At 44.7% G+C, this 20,694-nt stretch carries 23 protein-coding genes; 9 read left to right on the top strand and 14 right to left on the bottom strand.

What is annotated here, in order from left to right; all coding sequences use genetic code 11:
* Nucleotides 1-13: 13 nt before the first annotated feature.
* Nucleotides 14-688: a response regulator transcription factor gene (locus ACJJIN_RS10790; protein WP_444898058.1), complete on the top strand. Its 675-nt coding sequence runs from the start codon at nucleotides 14-16 to the stop codon at nucleotides 686-688.
* Nucleotides 685-2,052, top strand: coding sequence for an ATP-binding protein (locus tag ACJJIN_RS10785; RefSeq protein ID WP_444898057.1), 1,368 nt, complete (start codon nucleotides 685-687; stop codon nucleotides 2,050-2,052). Before ACJJIN_RS10790 ends, ACJJIN_RS10785 begins: the two co-directional genes overlap by 4 nt.
* Before the next feature lie 28 nt (nucleotides 2,053-2,080).
* Here the strand turns inward: ACJJIN_RS10785 and ACJJIN_RS10780 are convergent, their stop codons facing one another.
* From ACJJIN_RS10780 to ACJJIN_RS10760, 5 genes are all read right to left on the bottom strand, one after another.
* Nucleotides 2,081-3,883: an acyl-CoA dehydrogenase gene (locus tag ACJJIN_RS10780; RefSeq protein ID WP_444898056.1), complete on the bottom strand. Its 1,803-nt coding sequence runs from the start codon at nucleotides 3,881-3,883 to the stop codon at nucleotides 2,081-2,083.
* A gap of 170 nt (nucleotides 3,884-4,053) precedes the next feature.
* Complete coding sequence (locus tag ACJJIN_RS10775; protein WP_444898055.1) at nucleotides 4,054-5,127, bottom strand: MJ1255/VC2487 family glycosyltransferase; 1,074 nt, start codon at nucleotides 5,125-5,127, stop codon at nucleotides 4,054-4,056.
* Nucleotides 5,124-5,630, bottom strand: coding sequence for a phosphatase PAP2 family protein (locus tag ACJJIN_RS10770; RefSeq protein ID WP_444898054.1), 507 nt, complete (start codon nucleotides 5,628-5,630; stop codon nucleotides 5,124-5,126). Before ACJJIN_RS10770 ends, ACJJIN_RS10775 begins: the two co-directional genes overlap by 4 nt.
* Before the next feature lie 385 nt (nucleotides 5,631-6,015).
* Nucleotides 6,016-6,237, bottom strand: coding sequence for a DUF1653 domain-containing protein (locus ACJJIN_RS10765; protein WP_444898053.1), 222 nt, complete (start codon nucleotides 6,235-6,237; stop codon nucleotides 6,016-6,018).
* 8 nt (nucleotides 6,238-6,245) lie between these two features.
* A complete protein-coding gene (locus ACJJIN_RS10760) occupies nucleotides 6,246-6,608 on the bottom strand; it encodes a DUF3301 domain-containing protein (RefSeq protein WP_444898052.1) in 363 nt (120 codons plus the stop codon).
* A gap of 13 nt (nucleotides 6,609-6,621) precedes the next feature.
* Between ACJJIN_RS10760 and ACJJIN_RS10755 the strand changes: the two genes are divergently transcribed.
* From ACJJIN_RS10755 to tmpT, 3 genes are all read left to right on the top strand, one after another.
* Nucleotides 6,622-7,317 carry an SDR family oxidoreductase gene (locus ACJJIN_RS10755; protein ID WP_444898051.1) on the top strand — a complete coding sequence of 232 codons (696 nt, stop codon included), beginning with the start codon at nucleotides 6,622-6,624 and terminating at the stop codon, nucleotides 7,315-7,317.
* 360 nt (nucleotides 7,318-7,677) lie between these two features.
* A complete protein-coding gene (locus ACJJIN_RS10750) occupies nucleotides 7,678-8,187 on the top strand; it encodes a DUF1097 family protein (RefSeq protein ID WP_444898050.1) in 510 nt (169 codons plus the stop codon).
* Between the two features lie 240 nt (nucleotides 8,188-8,427).
* Nucleotides 8,428-9,066 carry a thiopurine S-methyltransferase gene (gene tmpT, locus ACJJIN_RS10745; RefSeq protein ID WP_444898049.1) on the top strand — a complete coding sequence of 213 codons (639 nt, stop codon included), beginning with the start codon at nucleotides 8,428-8,430 and terminating at the stop codon, nucleotides 9,064-9,066.
* Nucleotides 9,067-9,085: 19 nt separating this feature from the next.
* Here the strand turns inward: tmpT and ACJJIN_RS10740 are convergent, their stop codons facing one another.
* The 3 genes from ACJJIN_RS10740 to ACJJIN_RS10730 all read right to left on the bottom strand — a co-directional run bounded on the left by ACJJIN_RS10740 (nucleotide 9,086) and on the right by ACJJIN_RS10730 (nucleotide 11,094).
* Nucleotides 9,086-9,418, bottom strand: a complete 333-nt coding sequence (locus tag ACJJIN_RS10740) for a GIY-YIG nuclease family protein (RefSeq protein WP_444898048.1) — start codon at nucleotides 9,416-9,418, stop codon at nucleotides 9,086-9,088.
* Entirely contained in the window at nucleotides 9,393-10,484 is a 1,092-nt protein-coding gene (locus ACJJIN_RS10735) for a PA0069 family radical SAM protein (RefSeq protein ID WP_444898047.1), read from the bottom strand. Before ACJJIN_RS10735 ends, ACJJIN_RS10740 begins: the two co-directional genes overlap by 26 nt.
* A gap of 154 nt (nucleotides 10,485-10,638) precedes the next feature.
* Entirely contained in the window at nucleotides 10,639-11,094 is a 456-nt protein-coding gene (locus ACJJIN_RS10730) for a hypothetical protein (protein WP_444898046.1), read from the bottom strand.
* 318 nt (nucleotides 11,095-11,412) lie between these two features.
* On the opposite strand from ACJJIN_RS10730, the gene ACJJIN_RS10725 reads away from it, so the two are divergent.
* The 3 genes from ACJJIN_RS10725 (at nucleotide 11,413) to ACJJIN_RS10715 (ending at nucleotide 15,418) form a co-directional block, all read left to right on the top strand.
* Nucleotides 11,413-12,696, top strand: a complete 1,284-nt coding sequence (locus ACJJIN_RS10725; RefSeq protein WP_444898045.1) for a condensation domain-containing protein — start codon at nucleotides 11,413-11,415, stop codon at nucleotides 12,694-12,696.
* Between the two features lie 452 nt (nucleotides 12,697-13,148).
* The gene (locus ACJJIN_RS10720) at nucleotides 13,149-14,123 is read left to right on the top strand and encodes a hypothetical protein (RefSeq protein ID WP_444898044.1); all 975 of its coding nucleotides are present in this window, start codon (nucleotides 13,149-13,151) and stop codon (nucleotides 14,121-14,123) included.
* 50 nt (nucleotides 14,124-14,173) lie between these two features.
* A complete protein-coding gene (locus tag ACJJIN_RS10715; RefSeq protein WP_444898043.1) occupies nucleotides 14,174-15,418 on the top strand; it encodes a cation:proton antiporter in 1,245 nt (414 codons plus the stop codon).
* Nucleotides 15,419-15,432: 14 nt separating this feature from the next.
* Here the strand turns inward: ACJJIN_RS10715 and ACJJIN_RS10710 are convergent, their stop codons facing one another.
* The 6 genes from ACJJIN_RS10710 to ACJJIN_RS10685 all read right to left on the bottom strand — a co-directional run bounded on the left by ACJJIN_RS10710 (nucleotide 15,433) and on the right by ACJJIN_RS10685 (nucleotide 19,997).
* Entirely contained in the window at nucleotides 15,433-16,062 is a 630-nt protein-coding gene (locus tag ACJJIN_RS10710; RefSeq protein ID WP_444898042.1) for a LysE family translocator, read from the bottom strand.
* Between the two features lie 91 nt (nucleotides 16,063-16,153).
* Entirely contained in the window at nucleotides 16,154-17,011 is an 858-nt protein-coding gene (locus ACJJIN_RS10705; RefSeq protein WP_444898041.1) for an AraC family ligand binding domain-containing protein, read from the bottom strand.
* 144 nt (nucleotides 17,012-17,155) lie between these two features.
* The gene (locus ACJJIN_RS10700; protein ID WP_444898040.1) at nucleotides 17,156-17,614 is read right to left on the bottom strand and encodes a hypothetical protein; all 459 of its coding nucleotides are present in this window, start codon (nucleotides 17,612-17,614) and stop codon (nucleotides 17,156-17,158) included.
* Nucleotides 17,615-17,862: 248 nt separating this feature from the next.
* Complete coding sequence (locus ACJJIN_RS10695) at nucleotides 17,863-18,201, bottom strand: hypothetical protein (protein WP_444898039.1); 339 nt, start codon at nucleotides 18,199-18,201, stop codon at nucleotides 17,863-17,865.
* 93 nt (nucleotides 18,202-18,294) lie between these two features.
* Nucleotides 18,295-18,894 carry a thiamine biosynthesis protein ThiC gene (locus tag ACJJIN_RS10690; RefSeq protein ID WP_444898038.1) on the bottom strand — a complete coding sequence of 200 codons (600 nt, stop codon included), beginning with the start codon at nucleotides 18,892-18,894 and terminating at the stop codon, nucleotides 18,295-18,297.
* Between the two features lie 869 nt (nucleotides 18,895-19,763).
* Nucleotides 19,764-19,997 carry a transposase gene (locus ACJJIN_RS10685; RefSeq protein ID WP_444898037.1) on the bottom strand — a complete coding sequence of 78 codons (234 nt, stop codon included), beginning with the start codon at nucleotides 19,995-19,997 and terminating at the stop codon, nucleotides 19,764-19,766.
* A 298-nt stretch (nucleotides 19,998-20,295) separates the two neighbouring features.
* Here ACJJIN_RS10685 and ACJJIN_RS10680 point away from each other — a divergent pair, with 298 nt between their 5' ends.
* Complete coding sequence (locus ACJJIN_RS10680) at nucleotides 20,296-20,667, top strand: hypothetical protein (protein WP_444898036.1); 372 nt, start codon at nucleotides 20,296-20,298, stop codon at nucleotides 20,665-20,667.
* Nucleotides 20,668-20,694: the final 27 nt, after the last annotated feature.

Here is a 20,694-nt window from a genome sequence, read left to right as displayed (position 1 = left end):
TAAGGTAATTACTATGCGCGCACTATTAGTTGAAGATGAAGCATTACTGCGGCAGCAGCTGGCAGAGTCCCTGCGCACGGCCGGGTACACTGTTGACGAAGCCCCCGATGGAGAAGAGGCACTTTATCTGGGGAGGGAATATCCCTACGACGTTGCAGTAATGGACCTGGGTTTACCCAAAATTGATGGTATCCAGGTTATTGAAACACTACGCCGTGAAGAGAAGCATTTTCCTATCCTGATTTTAACGGCTCGGGGACACTGGCAGGAAAGGGTCTCCGGCTTGGAAGCTGGCGGGGACGATTACCTGGTAAAACCCTTCCATACTGAAGAACTGCTCGCACGGTTGAATGCCCTGGTTCGCCGTTCCGCAGGTTTCTCATCACCGACGATTAAAGCCGGACCTATCGTTCTGGATACCAGTGCGCAAAGAATTAGCGTGGATGAAGTTGAGTTGGACCTGACTTCATTTGAATACAAGGTACTTGAATATCTGATGCTGCACCCAGATGAGGTGGTATCAAAAACTACTCTGACTGAGCATATCTACGAGCAGGACTGCGATCGGGACAGCAATGTGATAGAGGTGTTCATCGGTCGCCTGCGTAAAAAAATTGATGCAGCGGCCAAGATCAAGCCCATTGAAACTCTGCGCGGTCGTGGCTATCGCTTTGTGATTCCGCAGTGAGATCAGTCGGTTTTTCCCTGCTTTCTTACATTTTGGGTTCCTTAAAGGGGCGCCTGGCCCTGGTTACCAGTCTTGTGCTGGTCGGCTTTATTCTTCTTATCTCTGGAGTCCTCGAGCACGCCTACCGCACGTCCCTGAATGAAGCCAAGCAGCGGGAGCTGCAGGTCTACATTTACACCCTGCTGGCGGTTGCTGAGCCGGAAGGTAAAACCCTGATTCTGCCCCCGAGTTTGCCCGAGCAACGCTTCAACCAGCCTGATTCCGGCTTGGTGGGCGCTGTTATTGATCGGGAGGGTGAGATTATCTGGCGTTCGGAGTCAGCCCTGGCAATGCCGCAGCTGGAGTTCTATCCGCTTTCCCAGGGGCAGCAGTCCTATTCGCAGGTATCGGTTCCGGGAGAAGAGGGAAGTTATAGCAGTTTCCGCCAAGGGGTTGCCTGGGGGCTGGAAGATGAAAATTTGTTTACTTTTGCAGTGCTCGAGGATGCGGCCCCGCTACAGGCTCAAGTGGGGCAATTTCGCTCAACCATGTGGCACTGGTTGGGGTTGGGAGCATTGTTATTAATCCTTGCACAGTGGTTGGTTCTGCGCTGGGGGTTTGCCCCGCTGACAGCCCTGGCTAATGCGCTTCAGGAAATGCAGCGTGGGGGTGCTGATCGATTGGAGGGTAATTTTCCGCGGGAGCTGCGCCCACTGACAGATAACTTAAATCTGTTGATTGAAAATGAGCGCCGCCAGAGAGAAAAAACCCGGCATACATTAGCTGACCTGGCCCACAGCCTGAAGACGCCATTAGCGGTATTGAAAGGTCTCAAATTTTCTGGAGATTCAACAACCGCCGGTAAGACGCTAACGGATCAGGTGCAGCGGATGGACAGTATTATCAGCTATCAACTGCAGCGGGCAGTAACCAGTTCGCCGAAATCCATTATACGGGGGACACCGGTCGCGCCACTGCTCCATAAAATACTGGATGCGCTTGAAAAGGTGTATCGCAGTAAGCCGTGTGATGTCGAAAGTTCCTGTGCTGAAAACACCCTGTTTTATGGTGACGAAGGTGACCTGATGGAAGTCCTGGGTAACTTGCTGGATAACGCTTATAAATATGGTGACGGGAAATTATCGGTTGCCGTTGAGAATATGGAAGATACTCGCAAACTGTCTATTCGGGTTAAAGACAATGGCCCAGGGCTGGACAGTGAGAAATGGCAAGCGGTTACCCAGCGGGGCGTTCGTGCCGATGAACAGCAACCTGGGCAGGGTATTGGACTTGCCGTGGTAGTGGATATTGTTGAGAGCTATGAAGGGCAAATAAATGCGGCCCCTCTTCCTCAGGGAGGTACGGAAATTACGGTACAACTGTAATTTCCGTTTTGCTCGACAAGTCGTTTAACTAGAACCAATTTTCCTGCATGTCGAAAGGAACGCTATTGCCTGATTTCAGCAGTGCGATAGCTGTCTCTGTTTTTGGCAGCTCCCATTCAAAATAGTATTTCGCAGTGTGTAATTTACCCTGGTAAAAACCCTGAGCTTCACTGTTAGGATTTTTTTCCAGTGCTTTTTCTGCGATAACTGCCTGCTGTAGCCACAACCAGGCGACTACGGTACAGCCAAATAAATCCAAGTATAGGGTGGCATTACCCAGGCCGCGATCCACATCTTCCTGAAGCTGGGAGAATAATGCAAAACTTGTCTCATCCAACTTTTCCAGGGCTTCTTCCAGCATTTTGGCCATAGATTCGAGCTTAGGTTTATCCCTGGCCTGCATAATCGTATTGCGGATCTCTGCCTGTAACAGTTGGTAGCCAGCAAGATTTTTTGACGGTACTTTCCGGGCCAGTAAATCCAGGGCATGGATGCCTTCTGTACCTTCGTGAATTGCGTTAAGGCGATTGTCTCGATATAACTGCTCTACCGGATATTCACGAATATAACCCGCTCCCCCCAAAACCTGAATCGCCAATTCATTAGCTTTTAGGCAGTACTTGGAGGGCCAGGATTTTACTACGGGAGTTAGCAGATCGAGCAGTGTTGCAGCACTGTTGCGCTGCTCTTCTGTAGGGGCTGTATGCTCATCCTCGTAAAGTGAGGTGGCATAAACACTCAAGCTTAAGCCACCTTCAGCATAGGCTTTTTGCATCAGTAGCATACGGCGAACATCGGCATGCTGGACGATAGGGACCTGTTTGGATTCAGGATCTCGGTTAGAGGGCATACGCCCCTGCGGGCGGCCTTTGGCGTACTCAAGGGAGTAAGTGTACCCCTGGTATCCAAGTACAGAAGCGCCAGCTCCCACACTGATACGGGCTTCATTCATCATTTGGAACATATACTTCAGGCCCTGGTGGGGTTCACCGATCAGGTAGCCTACAGCGCCACTGTCCTCACCAAAGCTCAATACCGTTGATGTGGTATTGCGGTAGCCCATTTTATGTAGCAGGCCTGCGAGTTTTACATCATTGCGTTTTACTGGTTTCCCCTGCTCGTCCAGAAGGAATTTGGGAACCAGAAAAAGCGATATTCCCTTCACACCTGCGGGTGCGCCTTTAATTTTTGCCAGAACCAGGTGAACGATATTCTCAGTGAGGTTTTGATCGCCACCAGAAATATACATTTTCTGCCCATGAATGCGGTAGCTGCCGTCTTCTTCTGGTAGGGCGCTAGTGCGAATGTCTGACAGCGCGGAGCCCTGATCCGGTTCAGTTAGTGCCATAGTCCCGGCAAAACGCCCGTCCAACATTTGTGGAAGGAATTGCTTTTTAAGCGACTCACTGGCGAAAGTGCGAACCAGATTGGCTGCGCCTATGGTCAAGAACGGGTAGCTAGCACTGGCAACGTTTGCTGCAGCCATATAAGCGAGTGCTGTGCGCAGAATAACTTCCGGCAATTGCAGCCCGCCTTCCTCTGCATCACAGTGAGCGGCGAGAAATCCTGCAGAGGCAAAAGCATCCCAGGACTGTTTGGTTTCTTCGATAACGCTGACGTTTTCACCATCAAAGCTCGGTTCAATCTCATCGCCTTTGGCGTTGTGATTAGCGAAAAATTTTTCTGCAATGGTATGTGCAGTATTCAGTGTTGCATCAAAAATTTCACGGGAATGCTCACTGTACCGAGGGCGATTGATTAGGGCCTCGGTATCTAAAAATTCGTAAAGCAAAAAATCGATTTCACGCTCGTTGAGCAGCTGATGGGCCATGTTTACCTCTTACATTATTCTTTTTGGGTAATCCGTTTAATTTCCAGGTAGTTTTCCATTGAATATTTTTATGCTGGAACACTACGATTCAAGTGTATATGTAAACGTGGAGAGGGTGCATTGGGCAATGACTGATTCTATGAATAGACTTGGCGATTATTAGAGTGCTTTTACTCGGATATTCTTTGAAATACTGGTGCTGCTTCTGCAACGGGCTTTGGTACCACCTTGCGCCACAGTTGGGAGGATAGTTCAGCTGGGCTTTGTCGGCACCCGGAAGCAATCCAGTTGCCCAGTGATTGAGCCACATCAGGCCAAACTATCCGAAGTGGAGGGGGGCAGTTGGTTAGCCACTTGTCGATCGTATAGGCATTTATCTGTTTTACGATTGTGGCCAGTTTGAGCTGATCGAGCGCTTTGGCATTGGCTTCCTGCTCAAATTGATTGGCGAGAGGCCTACTGAGAATGGGTTTTCCCAGAGCCAGGGTTTCAGCCAATAATTCAAATCCGCTATTGCAGATTACTGCTTTAGAGGTTGCTAGATCCTTCTGAAAGCCATTAATTGAGGGGGCCTTAACTTGAATATTACTAGAGGTAGGTAAATTGTGGGGTATACCGTAGACGATAAACCGATAGGGCAGCCTGGAAAGTTCGTCCAGCATCGGAATAGGCTGTTCGAAAGGCAAGTAAACTAGAATATGTTCACCCAATTCTTGGGAGAGTTCAGGTTTCTGAGGGACGATTGGCGGTAGTATTGGGTTGCCGAAGTGGTGCCAATGTAAACCGATACTTTCTTGTGTTGGGGCAAATGATTTTAGTACTGTGCGGGATGCCCACTTATTGCGAGGTGCAGGGATCGGGAATTCAAAGGCGTATTGATGGCCGATACCGATGCTGCGTTTTTTCTTAAATTTCGCTGCCCAGGCCGTAACAGGTTCATAGTCACTGATAATTAAATCAAAATTATTAACCGGCAGTGTTCTTATATCCTTGATGAATCTTACTGCATTGATGTTTCGCAGTGTTGCGAAACTATTCAAGCGGCCATGACTGTGGATAAAAGTCATTCCCTCCCGCCACCAATAGTCTCCAAAAGAAGACATCTCAAATAAGCTTTCTCTTGGGCGGCCTGAAAATAACCACTGGACCTCGAGATTTGGATACTTTTCGAATTGCTTAGCCAGCGCACGGGAGCGACTGATGTGCCCATTACCCGTGGATTGAACGCCGTAAAGTATCTTCATATAAAGGCAGCACTCACAATTAAACTGACACTGGTCCCCAAAATAGCGCCGGCACAAATATCAGACGGGAAATGAACTCCCAGGCCAACCCTGGCGGCTCCGACCCCGGTGGCCCAGATATAACCGAAGCTCCACATGGGGCTCACCTGTATAGACATCGCTGTTATAAATAGGAATGCGCATGAGGTGTGGCCCGACGGTAAGCTGAAGCGATCGTGCGCCACAATTACGGGACGCATGCCCGGGATTGCTTGGGGCGGGCGAAGTCGTCGTGTCGTGTTTTTTATTCCCCAGTACAATCCGCGCTCCAAGGCAACTGCGGTACATGCCAAGTACAGCAGTTGAATGGCTGAATTGAGCCATACATAGGTGAATAAAAGTGCCCCGGCTGCCCACCCATCCCCAGATTTAGATAGCCACAGATAGCGCCGGCGAGAGCTGGGGCGTGATGCCCGCTCAACCATATACAGCACTATGGACACATCAAAACTCTTTAGATTCATCGGTAAGCCTCGCATGCCGACAAGTTACAAATCGATTATTGCACGGACTTGACCGATTTATGTCGCAATAATGAAATCTTGACCAGGCGGGAAGAATAGAATGAAAGAGCTTATTTCAAAGGCTGAAAGATCCAACGAATAGTTGGCGCAAAATTATTCCAAATCAAAATTATAAGTAATTCGATTAATAAACGCTGGGGGTTTTCGGGGTCAGTTGTAAGCTGATAGTACACCTGAGTACCAGCAAGTTAGACAAAAGATTGAGTTGGATTGGGTGCAGATATAACTGAAGAAAGTTGCTTATCTTATTGGAAAAAATAATAGACAGATAAAGTGACTTTGGAGGAAGCATGGCCCCTCCAAAATTAATGATATTTCAGGCAGGTCAGGCAGCTATGTCAAATGCCTGGACTAATTCAAAGCGTGGAGATTTAACGCCGTTTTTAGAAACTGTTTCATTAAATGTTCTTTGGGGTCTCACCCAGACGCCATAGCCTCCATAAAGGGCTCGGTACACAACCATAACCTCTTCGGATTCACTATGTTTTGCGGTATGTAAAACCTCGTACAGATTTCCTTTGTAGTGACGATATAGGCCGCGTTGCATGGGTACCTCTAACTTACGTGGTGGGGGGCAAGCTGTAACTGTTGGATGCGATTCCCGTGAAGTACAGCAGTGCCTGAATAGCGATGTTCGCCTGTAGAAGTAAACTCAAACTTGTAACTGCGGTGAAGGCTGAAAAACCCCCTCTTATCCTTTTTGATTCGAGTACGAACCAAAAGCACGGTGTCGTCTAACAGTTGGACACCGAGCTGTCGGCAGTGATCAGAAGCGGCTCGCCGGACGTGCTCTTTAGCGGCCATACTGGCCCAGATATACCAAAGAACCACAAAGAACAGGGAAAGCCACAGTATGTCGCTGAGAGTGTAATACATTGCTATACAGTTGCTATGATCGCTTTCCTGCAAGAATACCATTTAAGGAGCGCCAATGTCCGGCACGATTTTAATTACTGGCTGCAATCGCGGAATTGGGCTTGAGTTGTGTGCCCAGTTTGCCGAAATTGGCTGGAAGGTCCTGGCTTGTTGTCGGGAACCGAAGAAAGCTGCTGAGCTCGCGGTGTTGCAAGAGCACTACCCCTCGATACAGTTGATTCGCCTGGATGTGACCGACTACGAACAGATGATCTCTCTAGGTAAGGCCTTTCAAGGAGAGCCGATAGACATATTGCTCAACAATGCAGGTTACTACGGGCCGAAGGGCGTGGGATTTGGCGCTGTTGACCGCGCAGAGTGGCGTCGAGTTTTAGAGTCCAACACTATCGCCCCCTACATGATGGCAGAAACTTTTTGTGACAATGTTGCGGCCAGTGAGCACAAGCTAATCGCGGTGATGAGCAGCAAGGTTGGGAGTATCGCTGATAATCGCTCTGGCGGGGGATATATCTACCGAACTTCAAAGACAGCCGTAAACCAGGTCGTCAAAAGCTTATCTATCGATTTAGAGCCGAGAGGAATCACGGTTCTCGCTTTGCATCCGGGGTGGGTAAAAACGGCTATGGGCGGTCCCGGAGCACTGATTTCTGCTGAGGAAAGTGTCGGCGGACTAAAAAAGCTGCTTTTATCAGCAACGCCAGCAAAAACGGGTCGATTTTATAACTATGACGGGACAGAAATTCCCTGGTAACGCTTGTAATGGGCTGTGACAAAACTCCTTTGAGAATCTAATAGAATGCAGCTCCCACACTCTGCCGGCCTGAATACGAGGTAGCTTGAGTAGCCTTGATCAGTCGAATTTATGCATTTCAACTTTTTTGCATATGGCCGGCGGGTGAGTCTGTTTTGTGTGCTTCGTGCTACTGCCTGCTGATTGCAAGATTGGGCAAGAATACGGAAGAAGTTTTCTATCCCCCAGAGTGGGAACTACCTGAAAATAGCTTCATATCAAGGAATGGTTCTGATAGATCCTTTCAGAGTGTTGGCGGGTTTTACGTTTTAGGCAAGGAATCTTACCTCTTATCAGGGTGTCCTCGAAGGAGTGGAAATCATGAAGTGGCCCAGTGTTTTAACCAAGCGTAAAAGCTTGTCGCCCCAGTTACTGAAGTCACCAATCCTTGCAATTCTCATTGTTGCGGCACTCGTCGGTTATCTGGGCGGAATGCCAATATGGGTAGCGGTGTTGGGTGTTATTGCCTATTACTCCAGAGGGCGTGATTGGCGGGCAGGTGCCTACAATCTCGCATGTGTGGTGACCGGGCTGGGGTTGGGGTTGGGCGCTCAAACAGCGGCACATAAATGGCAAATTGACCCAAGTATTCTGGTTGGGCCGATTGCACTTCTCTTCTCGATTATCAGTGTATGGGCAATGGGAGTGGTGACCGGTATTCGGAATGTCACCAGCTATGCCATTGGTATTATTATTGCGTTTCTTGCGCAGTTGGACATTACCTTGGATGCCTATTTTCAACTGATTGCAACGGTATCCATCGGTGCAGCATTTGCCGGCCTGATTGATATTTTATGGCCGCGTCAGCAACGAGCGGTAAGGACTTGTTGAAAGATGAATCTGAGTGCTTGAGGGAAAGGGTTGTAAGGGGTTCAGTAAGATTGAATAGAGGTGTAGTTCAATGTTAAAACGTATATTGCTATCTACAGCAATGGTATTTGTTACGGCTTTGGCGTTTACTGAACCCTATGAGTCTGAAAGTAGTATCGAAATGGAATACTACAGAACACTTCTTCATTGATGTAATTCGTTTCTTATCTATTTTTTTACCTTGGATTGTAGGAGCCAGTTGTGAAGGAAGAATTTTGGCACGATAAGTGGAAAAGAAATGATATTGGCTTTCACGAGGCGGCCGGCAATTCGTTGTTGACAGAGTTCTTTTCCAGTCTCTCTCTGTCTCCGGGTGATCGGATTTTCTTGCCGCTATGTGGCAAAACGAAAGATATTGCTTGGTTATTAGAACAGAATATCTCAGTCGTTGGCTGTGAACTCAATGAGGAGGCCGTGAAGCAGCTCTTCAGTGAAATGGCAGTAATCCCACAGGTAGGCCAGGTTGGTAATCTGAAGTGCTACTCTGGTGCCAACATCGATATTTTTGTTGGCAATATATTCGATTTGGGTAGAGAGGAGTTGGGGCCGGTTGTAGCGATTTATGATCGGGCTGCACTGGTAGCCCTCCCCACAGATATTCGTGAGCAATATGTCAGACACTTAATGGCTATTACCCAAGTCGCACCTCAACTCCTCGTATCTTTCGAGTATGAACAAACTCAGATGCCTGGCCCACCTTTTTCTGTTGGGAGCCGTTTGATTTATGAATATTACGATGCCGATTATAGCCTACAAGTATTAGCGACAAGAGACGTTGTTGGTGGACTTAAAGGCAAGGTTCCTGCAAGAGAAGAGGCATGGTTGTTAACACCAAAGTGATAATGGCTTTCTCTGCAGGTCAAATTTCTGGCAGGGAATGAGAGCCAAGCATTAGTTTTTCCTTTTTTGATTTTGGCCACTTCTTAATGGCTATCTCCATTTTCAAGGCGGTTGATTTATCGGGTAGCCTCACAGAGAACACGAGTGTAAGGGGCCCCTTACCTCGTAGTGCTTTTGCCGCCTTTGGGCCATCACTACAGTGCTCAGCAAAACGCCTCTCCAAATCATTGGTTATACCGGTATAGAGTGTTCCTCTGGCCGTTCGAACAAGATAGAGAAACCAATTCACGCTCAGCTCTTCCTTCTTTTTTATATGGCCCATAGATTCAAGAAAATAAATCCTGCTGCTCATTAGTGCGAGGCGGCGGCTTGAACTGGGAGCAATCCAAGGTAAGGCGCCGATGATCCAAGCCCAGCTTTTTCATTGCCACTTGAAAGCGTCTTTGGAGTAGTTGAGCAAATATGCCTGTGCCAGTTCGCCTTTGGGAAAATTCACTTTGATAGTCCTTACCTGCACGGCTTTGCTGCACCAGGCTCATGACATGCTTTGCCCTTTCTGGGTAGTGTACCTCTAACCATTCCCGAAATAGAGGGGCAACTTCATAGGGGAGGCGCAATAGGATATATGCGGCTCTTACAGCCCCTGATTCCCGCGCAGCTGCAAGAATCGACTCCAGTTCACAGTCATTGAGAGCGGGGATTATAGGCGCAGCGAGTACTGCGGTAGGTATGCCCGCTGTACTCAGCTGTTCAATTGTTCGCAGACGAGCAGCAGGACCAGCAGTCCTTGGCTCAAGCTTACGCTTAAGGGCATTATCTAGTGTGGTCACACTAATGGCGACTTGGGCCAAGTTATCTTGTGCCATTTCTGCCAGCAGTGGGAGGTCTCGCAAGATTAGCTGGCTTTTGGTGACAATGGTTACCGGCTGGCGAAACTCCTGCATAAGCTCCAACAAACTACGGGTTATCTCTTTCTCTCGTTCCAGAGGTTGATAGGGATCGGTATTGGCTCCCAGAGCGATGGGACTGCACTGGTAGCTGTTCTTTCGTAGCGCTTTCTCTAAAAGCTCAGCAGCATTCGGCTTGTAGAAAATCTTGGTCTCGAAATCGAGCCCTGGCGATAAATCCATATAGGCATGGGCTGGGCGGGCATAACAATAGATACACCCATGCTCACATCCCCTGTAGGGGTTTATCGATTGGGAGAAAGGGATATCTGGTGATTGGTTAGTTGAGATAATAGTTTTCGCCTTTTCCTCAATGGATGAGGTTATTAGTCTCACCGGCTGGTCAGGCTCCACTTGCCAGCCATCAGTTTCACGGGAGCTGGAAAGTTCAGCAAAGCGCCCAGGGAGGTTAGAGGCGGTTCCTCGGCCCTTGCATAGGGATGGCGCTTTAGTGGAAGGATAATCTGACATTTTTTTAGCGATAACTGTATTAATGTACAGTTTACGCCTTAATTTTGAAGGATTGCAAGCCTTTACGGATTCATCTGGAGAAGATAATAAAACTGGATTTGGTTTCCCCAAGAGGCAATGCCTCTTAGGGTCTAATTGTGCTCGTAAATACTGTTTAGGCAGTGACTGCGGGGTTGTATTTCGATTCCATTGTCAGCCCGGGTCTTTCGTCATCCCAAATCATATGCACTACCTTCCAGGATTCGCCATCGTTTAATAGCTGGATACTATTTATCCCTCTTTTTAGGAACTGGGTTTTCTCCTTATCGCTCCAGGCTTCATAAATACTGAAGACGTGAGCAATATTTCCAAATTGCTCGATAATGTTGTGTATTTCAGCTTCATAGAAAGGGCGATCTGCGATTAGATTTTCAAAATTTTCTGGATATTCTTGGACGCTGAGAATCGTAGACTGGGGCTTGCCATTGCTATCCACAAATGTGCGTATCATTTTCGCATCAGAGGAAAATAATGATGCCTGTCTTTCCCAGTCGCGTTGAAAACCTGAAGGGCCAGAGATTCCACTATATAGTTCGTCAATAACCTCTTGTATTCCCATGTTATCTTTCATATTTCTATCCTTGTCTAATTTCAATTGAGAACTTTGATTATCTAGCTGGTGACCCTGGGTTAATATTTAATTCTATTTTGTATATTGAAAATACCCATGGCGACTTGTTTGAATACTTAGCGCTGTCATTGGTGAGTAGATTCAAAGCTGTCATTATGATATCAACTGAAAGTAAGCTTATCTACAAAGCCGCTAGGTTTGCATAGCTACGAGATAGTGTGTCACTTCACTTTTTATGTCGTAATTGTTTGATTTATATGTAGTTTTATTATTTTCTATAATTGGTATGAATGCCTATTAGGTACGGTAGTTTCAACCATGAAATCGGAGATACCCTCTCGGGAGATGGGGCGCCAAGAAGCTCTTTTTGTAGAGCTGTCTAGGCAGTCAAAAGGGGGCTTGCAACTTATTTCTTTTATTCGAGTTTGTGAGCCTCTAGCAATTGATACGCTACGTTCTGGCCTTAAAATACTACACCAGTATCATCCCCTCTTGCGAGCCCGCGTCGAGAAAGATAATAAATATCGGTGGGTTTGTGATGTGGATTTTTCCGAAATCCCTATAGATGTGTACCGGCTAGATGAGGAGATGGATTTTGAGAGAGAATACTCAAACCAAGCCAAAAAATATATAGATAGTGATAGATATGCATATTGTCTAAGTATATTTTGCAATCATGAAGGTTTAGTGCAGTGGGTTATTGTCAATAATATTCATGCGATTATGGATGGTCGTTCTATTATGACTCTGTTTTTGCAGTTGGATCAGTTAGTACAAAAAAATAAACCCTTTAGAGACAATGAAACGCTACCTCTTGGGGAAAGCATCGCTAAAAATTTAGAAGTCGCTGGATATGTAGGTGAAAACCATATATTTCATGAGGCGGATGATCAAAAATTAAGCTGGCCTGTTGAGAAGGTTGCACCGGCAAGTAAACGGCAGGCTGGTGCAATAGCGAGACTATTGTGTCCTGAAGATCTTCATCAGCTAGCAAAAATAGGTAAAGACCGGGGAGTAAAGTTAACTGCAATTCTTTGTGCAATTGCTTCCATTGCTTCAGTAGTCCTACCAACCTATAAAAAGGGAGAGGAGATTATTTTAGCTTTAGATGGAAGAGGCTTATGTACCCCCCCGATCCCATTAGAGCATATTGGTTCGTTTTCGCAAACTACTCAGTTATCTATTCCTGAAGATCCTACATCGGTTGATATCATAGATTTTGCTGAAAATTTACAGTCCCAAATATACACGGTACTAACTAAACAACGTCCGATGGCAAAAAAAATAGTGTCTGAATACACTGTTACTGAAGTGGAGAATATGGCGAGAGAGACAATCTTAGGCTCTGAATCCTTCTTTGCCGGTGTTTGCGTATCTAATGTAGGAAGTTTAAGTAAATTAGGTGGAAGGATGAAATTTTTTGATATCGAAAAAGGAATGGTGACCCAAACTAATGGGCTAAACCCATTGACGGTCATTTCGTATACAACCAATAAGAATTCGGTTTTTGTGTTTGGTTACTGTGAACCACTTTTGAGTCGAAATAGTGTTCTTCTGTATATAAAGCGGTATATGGATATTATTGCTGGTCTAATTCATTAATTTTTATACAGGGTTTCAAGGGGAGATTGAATTATTCTTGTATTGTATTGTATTGTTTAAGCTATCAATTTAAATACATAGATTGCTAGGCGCATTTCCTATTTCTTACTCGGTTGCGGTAAGTTTCTCCATAGTGGTGATGACGGTTTGGTGGAAAGAAATTCTTGTAGAGATTATTAATAATCGATATTCATACGAAGGTTAGTTGAATTCCATTTAAGTGAGGGATAATAAGATATCTATCCATTAGCAATGTATATTTAATCTATTATCTGTATAGATGAAGGAATCAATCGACTGTTAACTAGATTGTGCTTGTGCTGACTGTCTTAGTGATCTGCTCTCTGTATCAATAGCCAATATCAACAAACAGTTTCTAACTATTTTCCTATACTGAGGAGAGTGCTTCTTGTATCACAGGTGATTTACCAGTTAGCAAATGTGAGGCCTGCATGGAGAATGAGCCACTCTCATGTGAGTTGGGGCCCCAAGAAGCTCTATTTATTGAATTGACTAATAAGTCTCGCGGTGGAACTCAGCTAATATCGTGTGTTCGCCTCCGCGATTCTGTTACTTTCGAGCAATTTTGCAGAGGTTTTACCTTTATCCATAGAAGACACCCAATGCTTCGGGCGAGGGCCAAGAAGGGCACCAAGGCTTCTTGCATTTGTGATGTTGAATTTGAAAAAGTACCTCTAATCATAAAGCATTTAAATAAATCATTAGAATATGAGATTGAATACCTTTGGCAGCAAAATCAATTTGTTGACATAGAAAATTGCGCCTATGAGATTACCTTGCATGTTAACGTGAATGATGAAGTTGAGTGGGTCATCATTGTTAGCAATCATACTGCATTGGATGGCCAGTCAAGATTGGTACTTTTTTGCGATCTAGACAGGTTCCAGGAGAGGAAGGGAGGCTATATTGGCCAAGAACCTAAACTACTAAGAAAAAGTACGGGTGAGTATTTTAATTTGTTTGGATTCAAGGATGTCGATTTATTTAATGTGCGGAAATCCAATAGCTGTAGTAAATGGAAAGTAGAGCAAGCGGTACCCATTATAGGAATAAAAGGATACTCAACACTTAAATTGATATCCCCTGAAGCTGTTTCCGTTTTTGCTGCGCAATGTATATCTACATTCCCAGAAGTCACTGTATTCCCTGTTGGTATTTGTGTTTCTAATACCTGTAATATGCAGCGATTAACTAGTGGGCTTAAATACTTTGAAATTGAGTCAGGCATTGTCGTACAAGTCCACGTTACCCACCTGCTAATAGTTATTACGTATACCACCTGTAGAAATACCATTTTTGTATTTGGATACTGTGAGCCCTTAACTAGCCATGAGAGTGCACATTTGTATGTGGAGTCATACTTAAAACTTGTAAAGTCTCTACTTGTAGATGAGTGTGTTCAATGAGAGTGTGTCTGTATTCGAAGTGCGAATGCACTGGCAATGGGAGTTGATAGGTGAATGATATAGTCACTGTTGTAGGGCAGGGGTTATATCTCGCTGCCGCTGCAGTTATTGGGCTGGGCATTGCAAGGATCTTACGTATTGATAATACACTTGGCTGCCTTGTCGCAGGAGTGCTGGCGGCTTTGTTACTTCCCATAATTGACTATGATACAGGTTTGCGTGCAACCAGTATCAGAGAGCTGGTATTCTTTGTTATTTTACCGGTATTAATTTTTGAGTCCGCCTGGCAGTTGGAACCCAAAGTCTTAAAGCGCTGGATTGGACCTGTACTGTTATTCTCTACACTCGGTTTGGTCATTTGTGCAGTTCTTATTGCAGCAATTACTTATTACGGCATTGGTCATCCTGAAGGTTTTCCTTGGGTGGCGGCCATGTTGACCGGGGCTATTTTAGCGGCTACTGACCCGGTTTCTGTAGTTAATAAGTTGCGTAAGGAAAAAACAGGAGAAGATCTCTTAACCTTGGTGGATGGAGAGAGCCTTTTCAATGATGCTGCAGCTGTAGTGCTCTATTCGTTAGTATTAGGGCTAGCTACCTATGGTATTGTAGAAAGCTCGTCGATGGGGGCTGCAGCTCCTTCATTGGACGCAACTTCAGTGACACTATATTTTTGCATGGTATTTTTCGGTGGTGTTGCGATTGGACTTATTTTCGGCTTGATAACCACTCTTGTCATATTGTTTCTACGATCTCCCAGTGCGGCTTTAATGACGTTAGTAATCGCTGCATTTGGTAGTTTCTATTTGGCGGAAAGTATTTTTCATGTGTCAGGTATCATTTCGGTAATGATATGTGCAATTGTTGCTCGAGCGTGCTTAAGTAAGCAAAATAGCACCTATTTAATTCATGCGGGTCCAACTTGGGAGTGGATGGGGCTGTTTTTCACCGGTATTATTTTTGTGATTATGGGATTGGTGATTACTTTTGAGATGTTTACCCACCAATGGCTGGCGATGGTTATTGCTACAGCAGCGGCTTTAGGAGCTAGAGCATTATCTGTATTCTTAGTGGCACCTCTGACTCGCTTTGTTGGCCCCCCGATACCGAAATCCTGGCGTCTGTTAATGAGCTGGGGCGGGCTCCGAGGGGTTATTGCGGTCGCTTTGGTGCTTTCTCTTCCAGTTGAATTGCCCTATTGGTGGACAATTCAATCTATGGTATTTGGCGTGGTCCTTTTCTCCTTGTTGGTACAGGGGACTACCAGTGGCCGCTTGATTCATAAATTAAACCTTTGAGCTAAGGTTCCAAGTCATACAGCCTTTAGGCTAATAGCGGTTGGGTTATCAGCAATTAACCACACAGCGACAAGAAGCAGACTGAGTGCAAAAAGCTTGTTTTGCAGATTTCTATTTTTATCGCTGATAAGTGCTTTCGATAAGGTCCGACCAAAAGCGATCCATGAGAAGTGTGTCACAAAGTTGAGTATGGTGATCATAATAATCAAGGTGATAACACTGCTTTCATTGCTCTCCTCTTGCTTTGGTGCGAACACAGAGAACATAGTAATTACTATCATCCAAGCTTTAATATTCATACTTTGAATCAGCATTCCCTGCCAAATACTTACCGATTTGGTGGCAGTTTTTCCAGGTCCTTTATTAGGTTTTATAAAAACGTAAGCAAGGTAAATTAAGTAGATGGCACCAGTCCACTGTAAGATGGTCATTACCATAGGGTAGTGAATTAGCCAGCTCATAAATCCGAAGCCAACCAATAAGGCCTTCATTAGAAATACAATGTCTATGCCTGCCAGTAAAGGTAAGGAGCGACGAATACCCAAGCTGGCTCCGGCTGCAGCAAAGGTGATATTGGCAGGTCCTGGGCTAAAAATTAGTGGGAACATTACTGCCAACCAGGCTAATAGAAACTCTAAGCTCATATATATTACTCATGTCATAGAAGAGATATCGCTATGAGAAGTAGCTCACACTGTTTAACGGTGCGCTTTGTTTTCCCAGAGATAGGGGAGCTTAAAGGGAGTAGAGGGAAGGTTCTTGTACGAAATTGCGCTGTGCAGACTTTAAGTAGCGAGCAGGTGTGATACCAAAAGCACGCTTGAAGTTTCGACTCAAATGGCTCTGATCAAAAAAACCGCAGTCGATAGCCACCTCAGCCACCTGGGCTCCCGCACGAAATAATGCGCGGGCCCTTTGGGTTTTTAGGAGGATTAGGAATTGATGTGGAGGAATGCCAAACTGGGCATTAAAACTACGAATTAGCTGATATCGACTCATGCCAGTTAATTGGCACAACTCATCCAGTGTCACATTTCTTTGCCAGTTTTCCTGTAAATAAGCACGGGCCTTCAAGACTCCCTGTTTGTTAGACGATGCCTTCGGGTAGATCTTTTGGTCGCCGTGACGGGCAAAGAGCTGGCTAATTGCCAGGGTGAGTAGAGAGTCTGTTGAAAGGGATAAAGCGTTCATTTCAAGACTGCTATGTAGCTTGTAGAGAAGCTGAAAAAGCTCAGGATCATCCAATAGTGGTCCTTTCAAAAATGGTACGGGTGTTTGATTCAGCAGAGTGTGTTCTCTGAGGGTTTCCTCAATGAGCGCCGTGTCAAAGTAAAACATACGGTAGTACCAACCGGAGTCACTTCCGGAAAAACCGGTATGAATCTCCCCTGGATTAAGCGCAGCAAGGGTTCCCTGAGGAATAGTCACTATTTCACCGCGATAATCGAGCTTTTCTACGCCAGAAAGGAAGATTCCAATAGCGAGTTCATCATGCCAATGCTTGGCAAAGGAAAACTTATGGAAGTAGGCGTGAAAAAGCTCTATGCCGCAATGACTCGGACTTCGCCAAGCCTTAGAGAATTCCTTTCGCACTGATAACCCTCGTATGATAAATAACCATCACTTTACAGAAAGAAAGGGTGGTAAGGCAAAGTTACAGATAGGAGAGTGACAACTGAATAGTGGATAATTTTGAAGTGGTACTTTTGATGTCGAGTGCCTTTGTTTGGTAAGTATTTATCTTGCGAAATATATATTGCCCATTCTTACTTCATAGATCACTGGTTTTATCCTGCCCGTGTACCAGCCAGGACTTGAAACCATTGTTCCGTCCAAAGAAAACCAACCACCTTTACCCTCCTCAACGAAGGCACATTTATTCCCATTTGAATAAACTCCTGGCTTGTATCTGATCAATCTATAGTACTCGGAGTCATCATATTTAACAGAAGCTTCCAGTACCACAGGATCACCTGTAGCAGAGGAAATATAAATAAAGACTGGCAATTCATCTCGCCCAAATAATTTTGGCTTATCTACCAATAAGTTATCTATTGGCACAACTCTAAATTGATTTTTCCTTGCGTAATCTACAGGTTTATTTGATCTGAATACAATTGACATATAGAAAACTATACCTGTTAGGAAAATAATTAAAGTGATTTTGGTTAGGATTTTTCTTCGAATTTTATTCATATTGCTTAACGCCATGACTTTGGATCCCGTGAAGAGGCAAGTTTTTAATTTAAGCCTTCGAAGCCCAAGAATGGAGATCCAGCCCTCATAGTAGGTGGCGTTGACTAGTCTTGTAAAGTGTAACGATGCTACTTGAGTAATTTCATTACTAGCATGACCCTCTTTTTTGTAGATGGCTCCTTAAGAAAGCCTATGATAGGCTGGAAACGATTTTCTTATATATTAATAACCGATCACCTTACCGAAATTTAACGCTTTCGATAAGCGGTTTCTGGAAAGTGGGGTGAGTTGTTCTTTGCCAGGTACTCCTCAAAAGTCCAATACTGTACCCCCTGCATTTCTCTCTCAAGCTCATCCATATCATTGGGTCCAATATCACTCGGAAACGGTTTTGAAAGCATCGAGCGTACTTGCGCTAGCCTGTCACTTACCCTTGCACTCTGAAAATAATCAATAATTTCATCCTTCCACGCCTCTTCACCAAACTCGTGGTGTACTTTATTCATTTGATCCAGTGAGACCACGAATTCATTGATATCTCTAAGAACCGACAGGATCTCTTCTTTGCTATATATTAGTTCATCCACTATAAAGGTCTCTTTCTATAAGTCTTAAATGGGCGGCCGAGCAATCTGTTGTGAAGTCACGCCCGACTTGATTATTAGATTAAATTTCGTATATCAGTCCTCGCGGGCAATAGTCAAAAGACAAATCGCCAAGAGTAAGGTTGCAAGAACACCCGATGCTCCAGCAACGGAAGAGGGTAAATAGGAATCACGTCCAAACGTAACCGAAATAGCATTAGCAAACATTGCAATAACGCCAACTGAGGCAGTCAAACCTCCCAGCACTTTGGAGCTCCCATTCATTTTGGCAACCCCAAAAATAAGAGCAGCAAAGCCCAGCAAAAATTTCGCCGCGTAATAGATCATAAATGAAAAAGCCACAACGGCCCCCGCTGCAGCTCCAAGCGCCTCTAATTGGCTAGCGACCTCCCGAAATGGCATAAACATAGTGGCGCCAATGCTAACTTGCACCACATTGAATACAGAGCTGAATGCAATAGCGGACCACCCTACATGGTGGTTTTTAGTCTGCACCATGGCCGCTCCAGCAAAAGCTGAAAGAATGGTAAACAGCAAGCCCTCCAGCCCCCAGAAAAGTTGCCGTGAGGGGTTAATCTCTGCAACATACAGCATGGTAAAGAGTGCCTGTGTAACTACTAGCGCCAACAGCAGAAAAGCTATGATTTGGATATTTCGCGCATTGGTGAACTTCATAGTTAGATGCCTTGTATTATCTATATATGGATCTTGCTTCTAAAGATAGGGGTTGGCCTTATTTATTTTATATCGAAATATTGGGATATGCGGCTTTCTCGAACCTAACTATATATTTATATCGGGTTATAGGAAAGCAAGCGTCCCCAACGAAAATTTTTAGATTATATGTGTCAAAGTCTACTTTTTAGGATCGGACCTCGCGATTGAGGTCGCATCATAGCTTGGCAAAATGGTTGTGAAAAAGAAGCGATTGGAAAAAAGAGCAATTTCTTCATTTTATTATCATATTGTTAAATGGATATGTGAATGGTATTAGTATAACTATCTACGCCTAAAGATCTGCAAAGAGAGCTCGAAGTGAAGTGTAGCCCGTCTAGTCCGTATGTTTTTCAAGTGATCATGCTGTTGCTGTTTGTTACGTGTTTAGCCAATTTGACAGACGTTGATAATTGAAGCAACTAAAACTATAAAAATAACTAGAAGCTATTCCATGACTTCTTTAACGTAATTAACATACATGCAACATAGAAAAAGCACGATAAGTGGACAAATATCGCTCCCTTCTAACAACCAAACGGCGGTAATTTACTAGCCACATGAAATCTGCTTAACTTTCCAACGGAGGGCATACCTTCTGAGCCTTCTACCATCCTGCCTTGAGGCTTTTTTCCTATTAATCCTGTGTGACCAGATAAGGTCAATTCCAGGACACAATAGACTATCTCGAAGAGGATCAGAGTCCGCCGCCTTACCATAAACTAAACGATGAATCTTTCAATTTTTATATGTAACATCAAGTAATGGGTGTAATAACTTTACTTCTGCTGGTGAGGCCGAAGTAATGGTGCCTCTCAGTTAAGCAAAGACTATTGATCTAACAGCCCCAGGAATCTTCTCCATGCCTGTAACCAAACACCTTGCTCTTCCCAAAGTTGAAGCCTTCTCCAGCATGTACTCGGTGATGGATAGTATGTAGGAGGATCTTTCCATCGTGCTCCAGAACGTAAAACCCACAGGATGCCTTTAAAACAAGCTCGATTATCAATGGGTTTTGGACCTCCCTTTTCTCGTTTTAACTTAGAAAGACAAGGTTCGATCAATTTTCATTGACCATCGGCTAACTCTGACTTGAATCGGCTCACTATTGCTGCACTTTTTCCTTGTAATTGCGTGAAAATGGCAGATTTCAAGTTATGAAACAGCCTCTAATATTGTTAAGTCCATTTGCTGGCAGCTGGGGAGGCATACTATGCGAAGAAAAGGAATCCTCGGAAATTATTATTGGATTGAGGATAATGAGGTATATCTAGCAGATATTTTTTTGAAATTTTTCCTTTGATTTAAGGCTTTAGGGCTATAAATACCTCCTTTGATTCAGATGTTCTTGGTAGGAAACCTATGAGGCTCACTAAAGAAGATATCAGTTTGGGCTGGCATACGAGTAATCGGCGAGCTGTTTCGCCCATCATTAGTGAGCCAAATTTCGAATCATTCCTTTTTATGGACAGCTACGATGAGTGGTACTTCTTCAGGGAGGCACCAAAAAAGTTTGATGCTGTAGCCCTCTGTAACTATCTGGGAATTTCCCTTGGAAGAGCGGATGAGTTTAATTTTGAGGGCGGTTGCGATCTTATTGCAGCACTATCCGAGTATCAGCCTGTTGCCGTAGCTAGTTGGAATGATTCATTTTCTTACTATCTAGTTAATGAGGAGCCAAAGAGTTTCTCTCGTAAAATACAAACACCTAGTAGGCCAGCTTCGAATTCTTAGAATCTATGTATTAAACATAAAGAATCT

The organism is Microbulbifer maximicatervae (SeqCode), from assembly GCF_052467505.1.
This window is presented reverse-complemented; position numbering and strand designations above follow the sequence as displayed.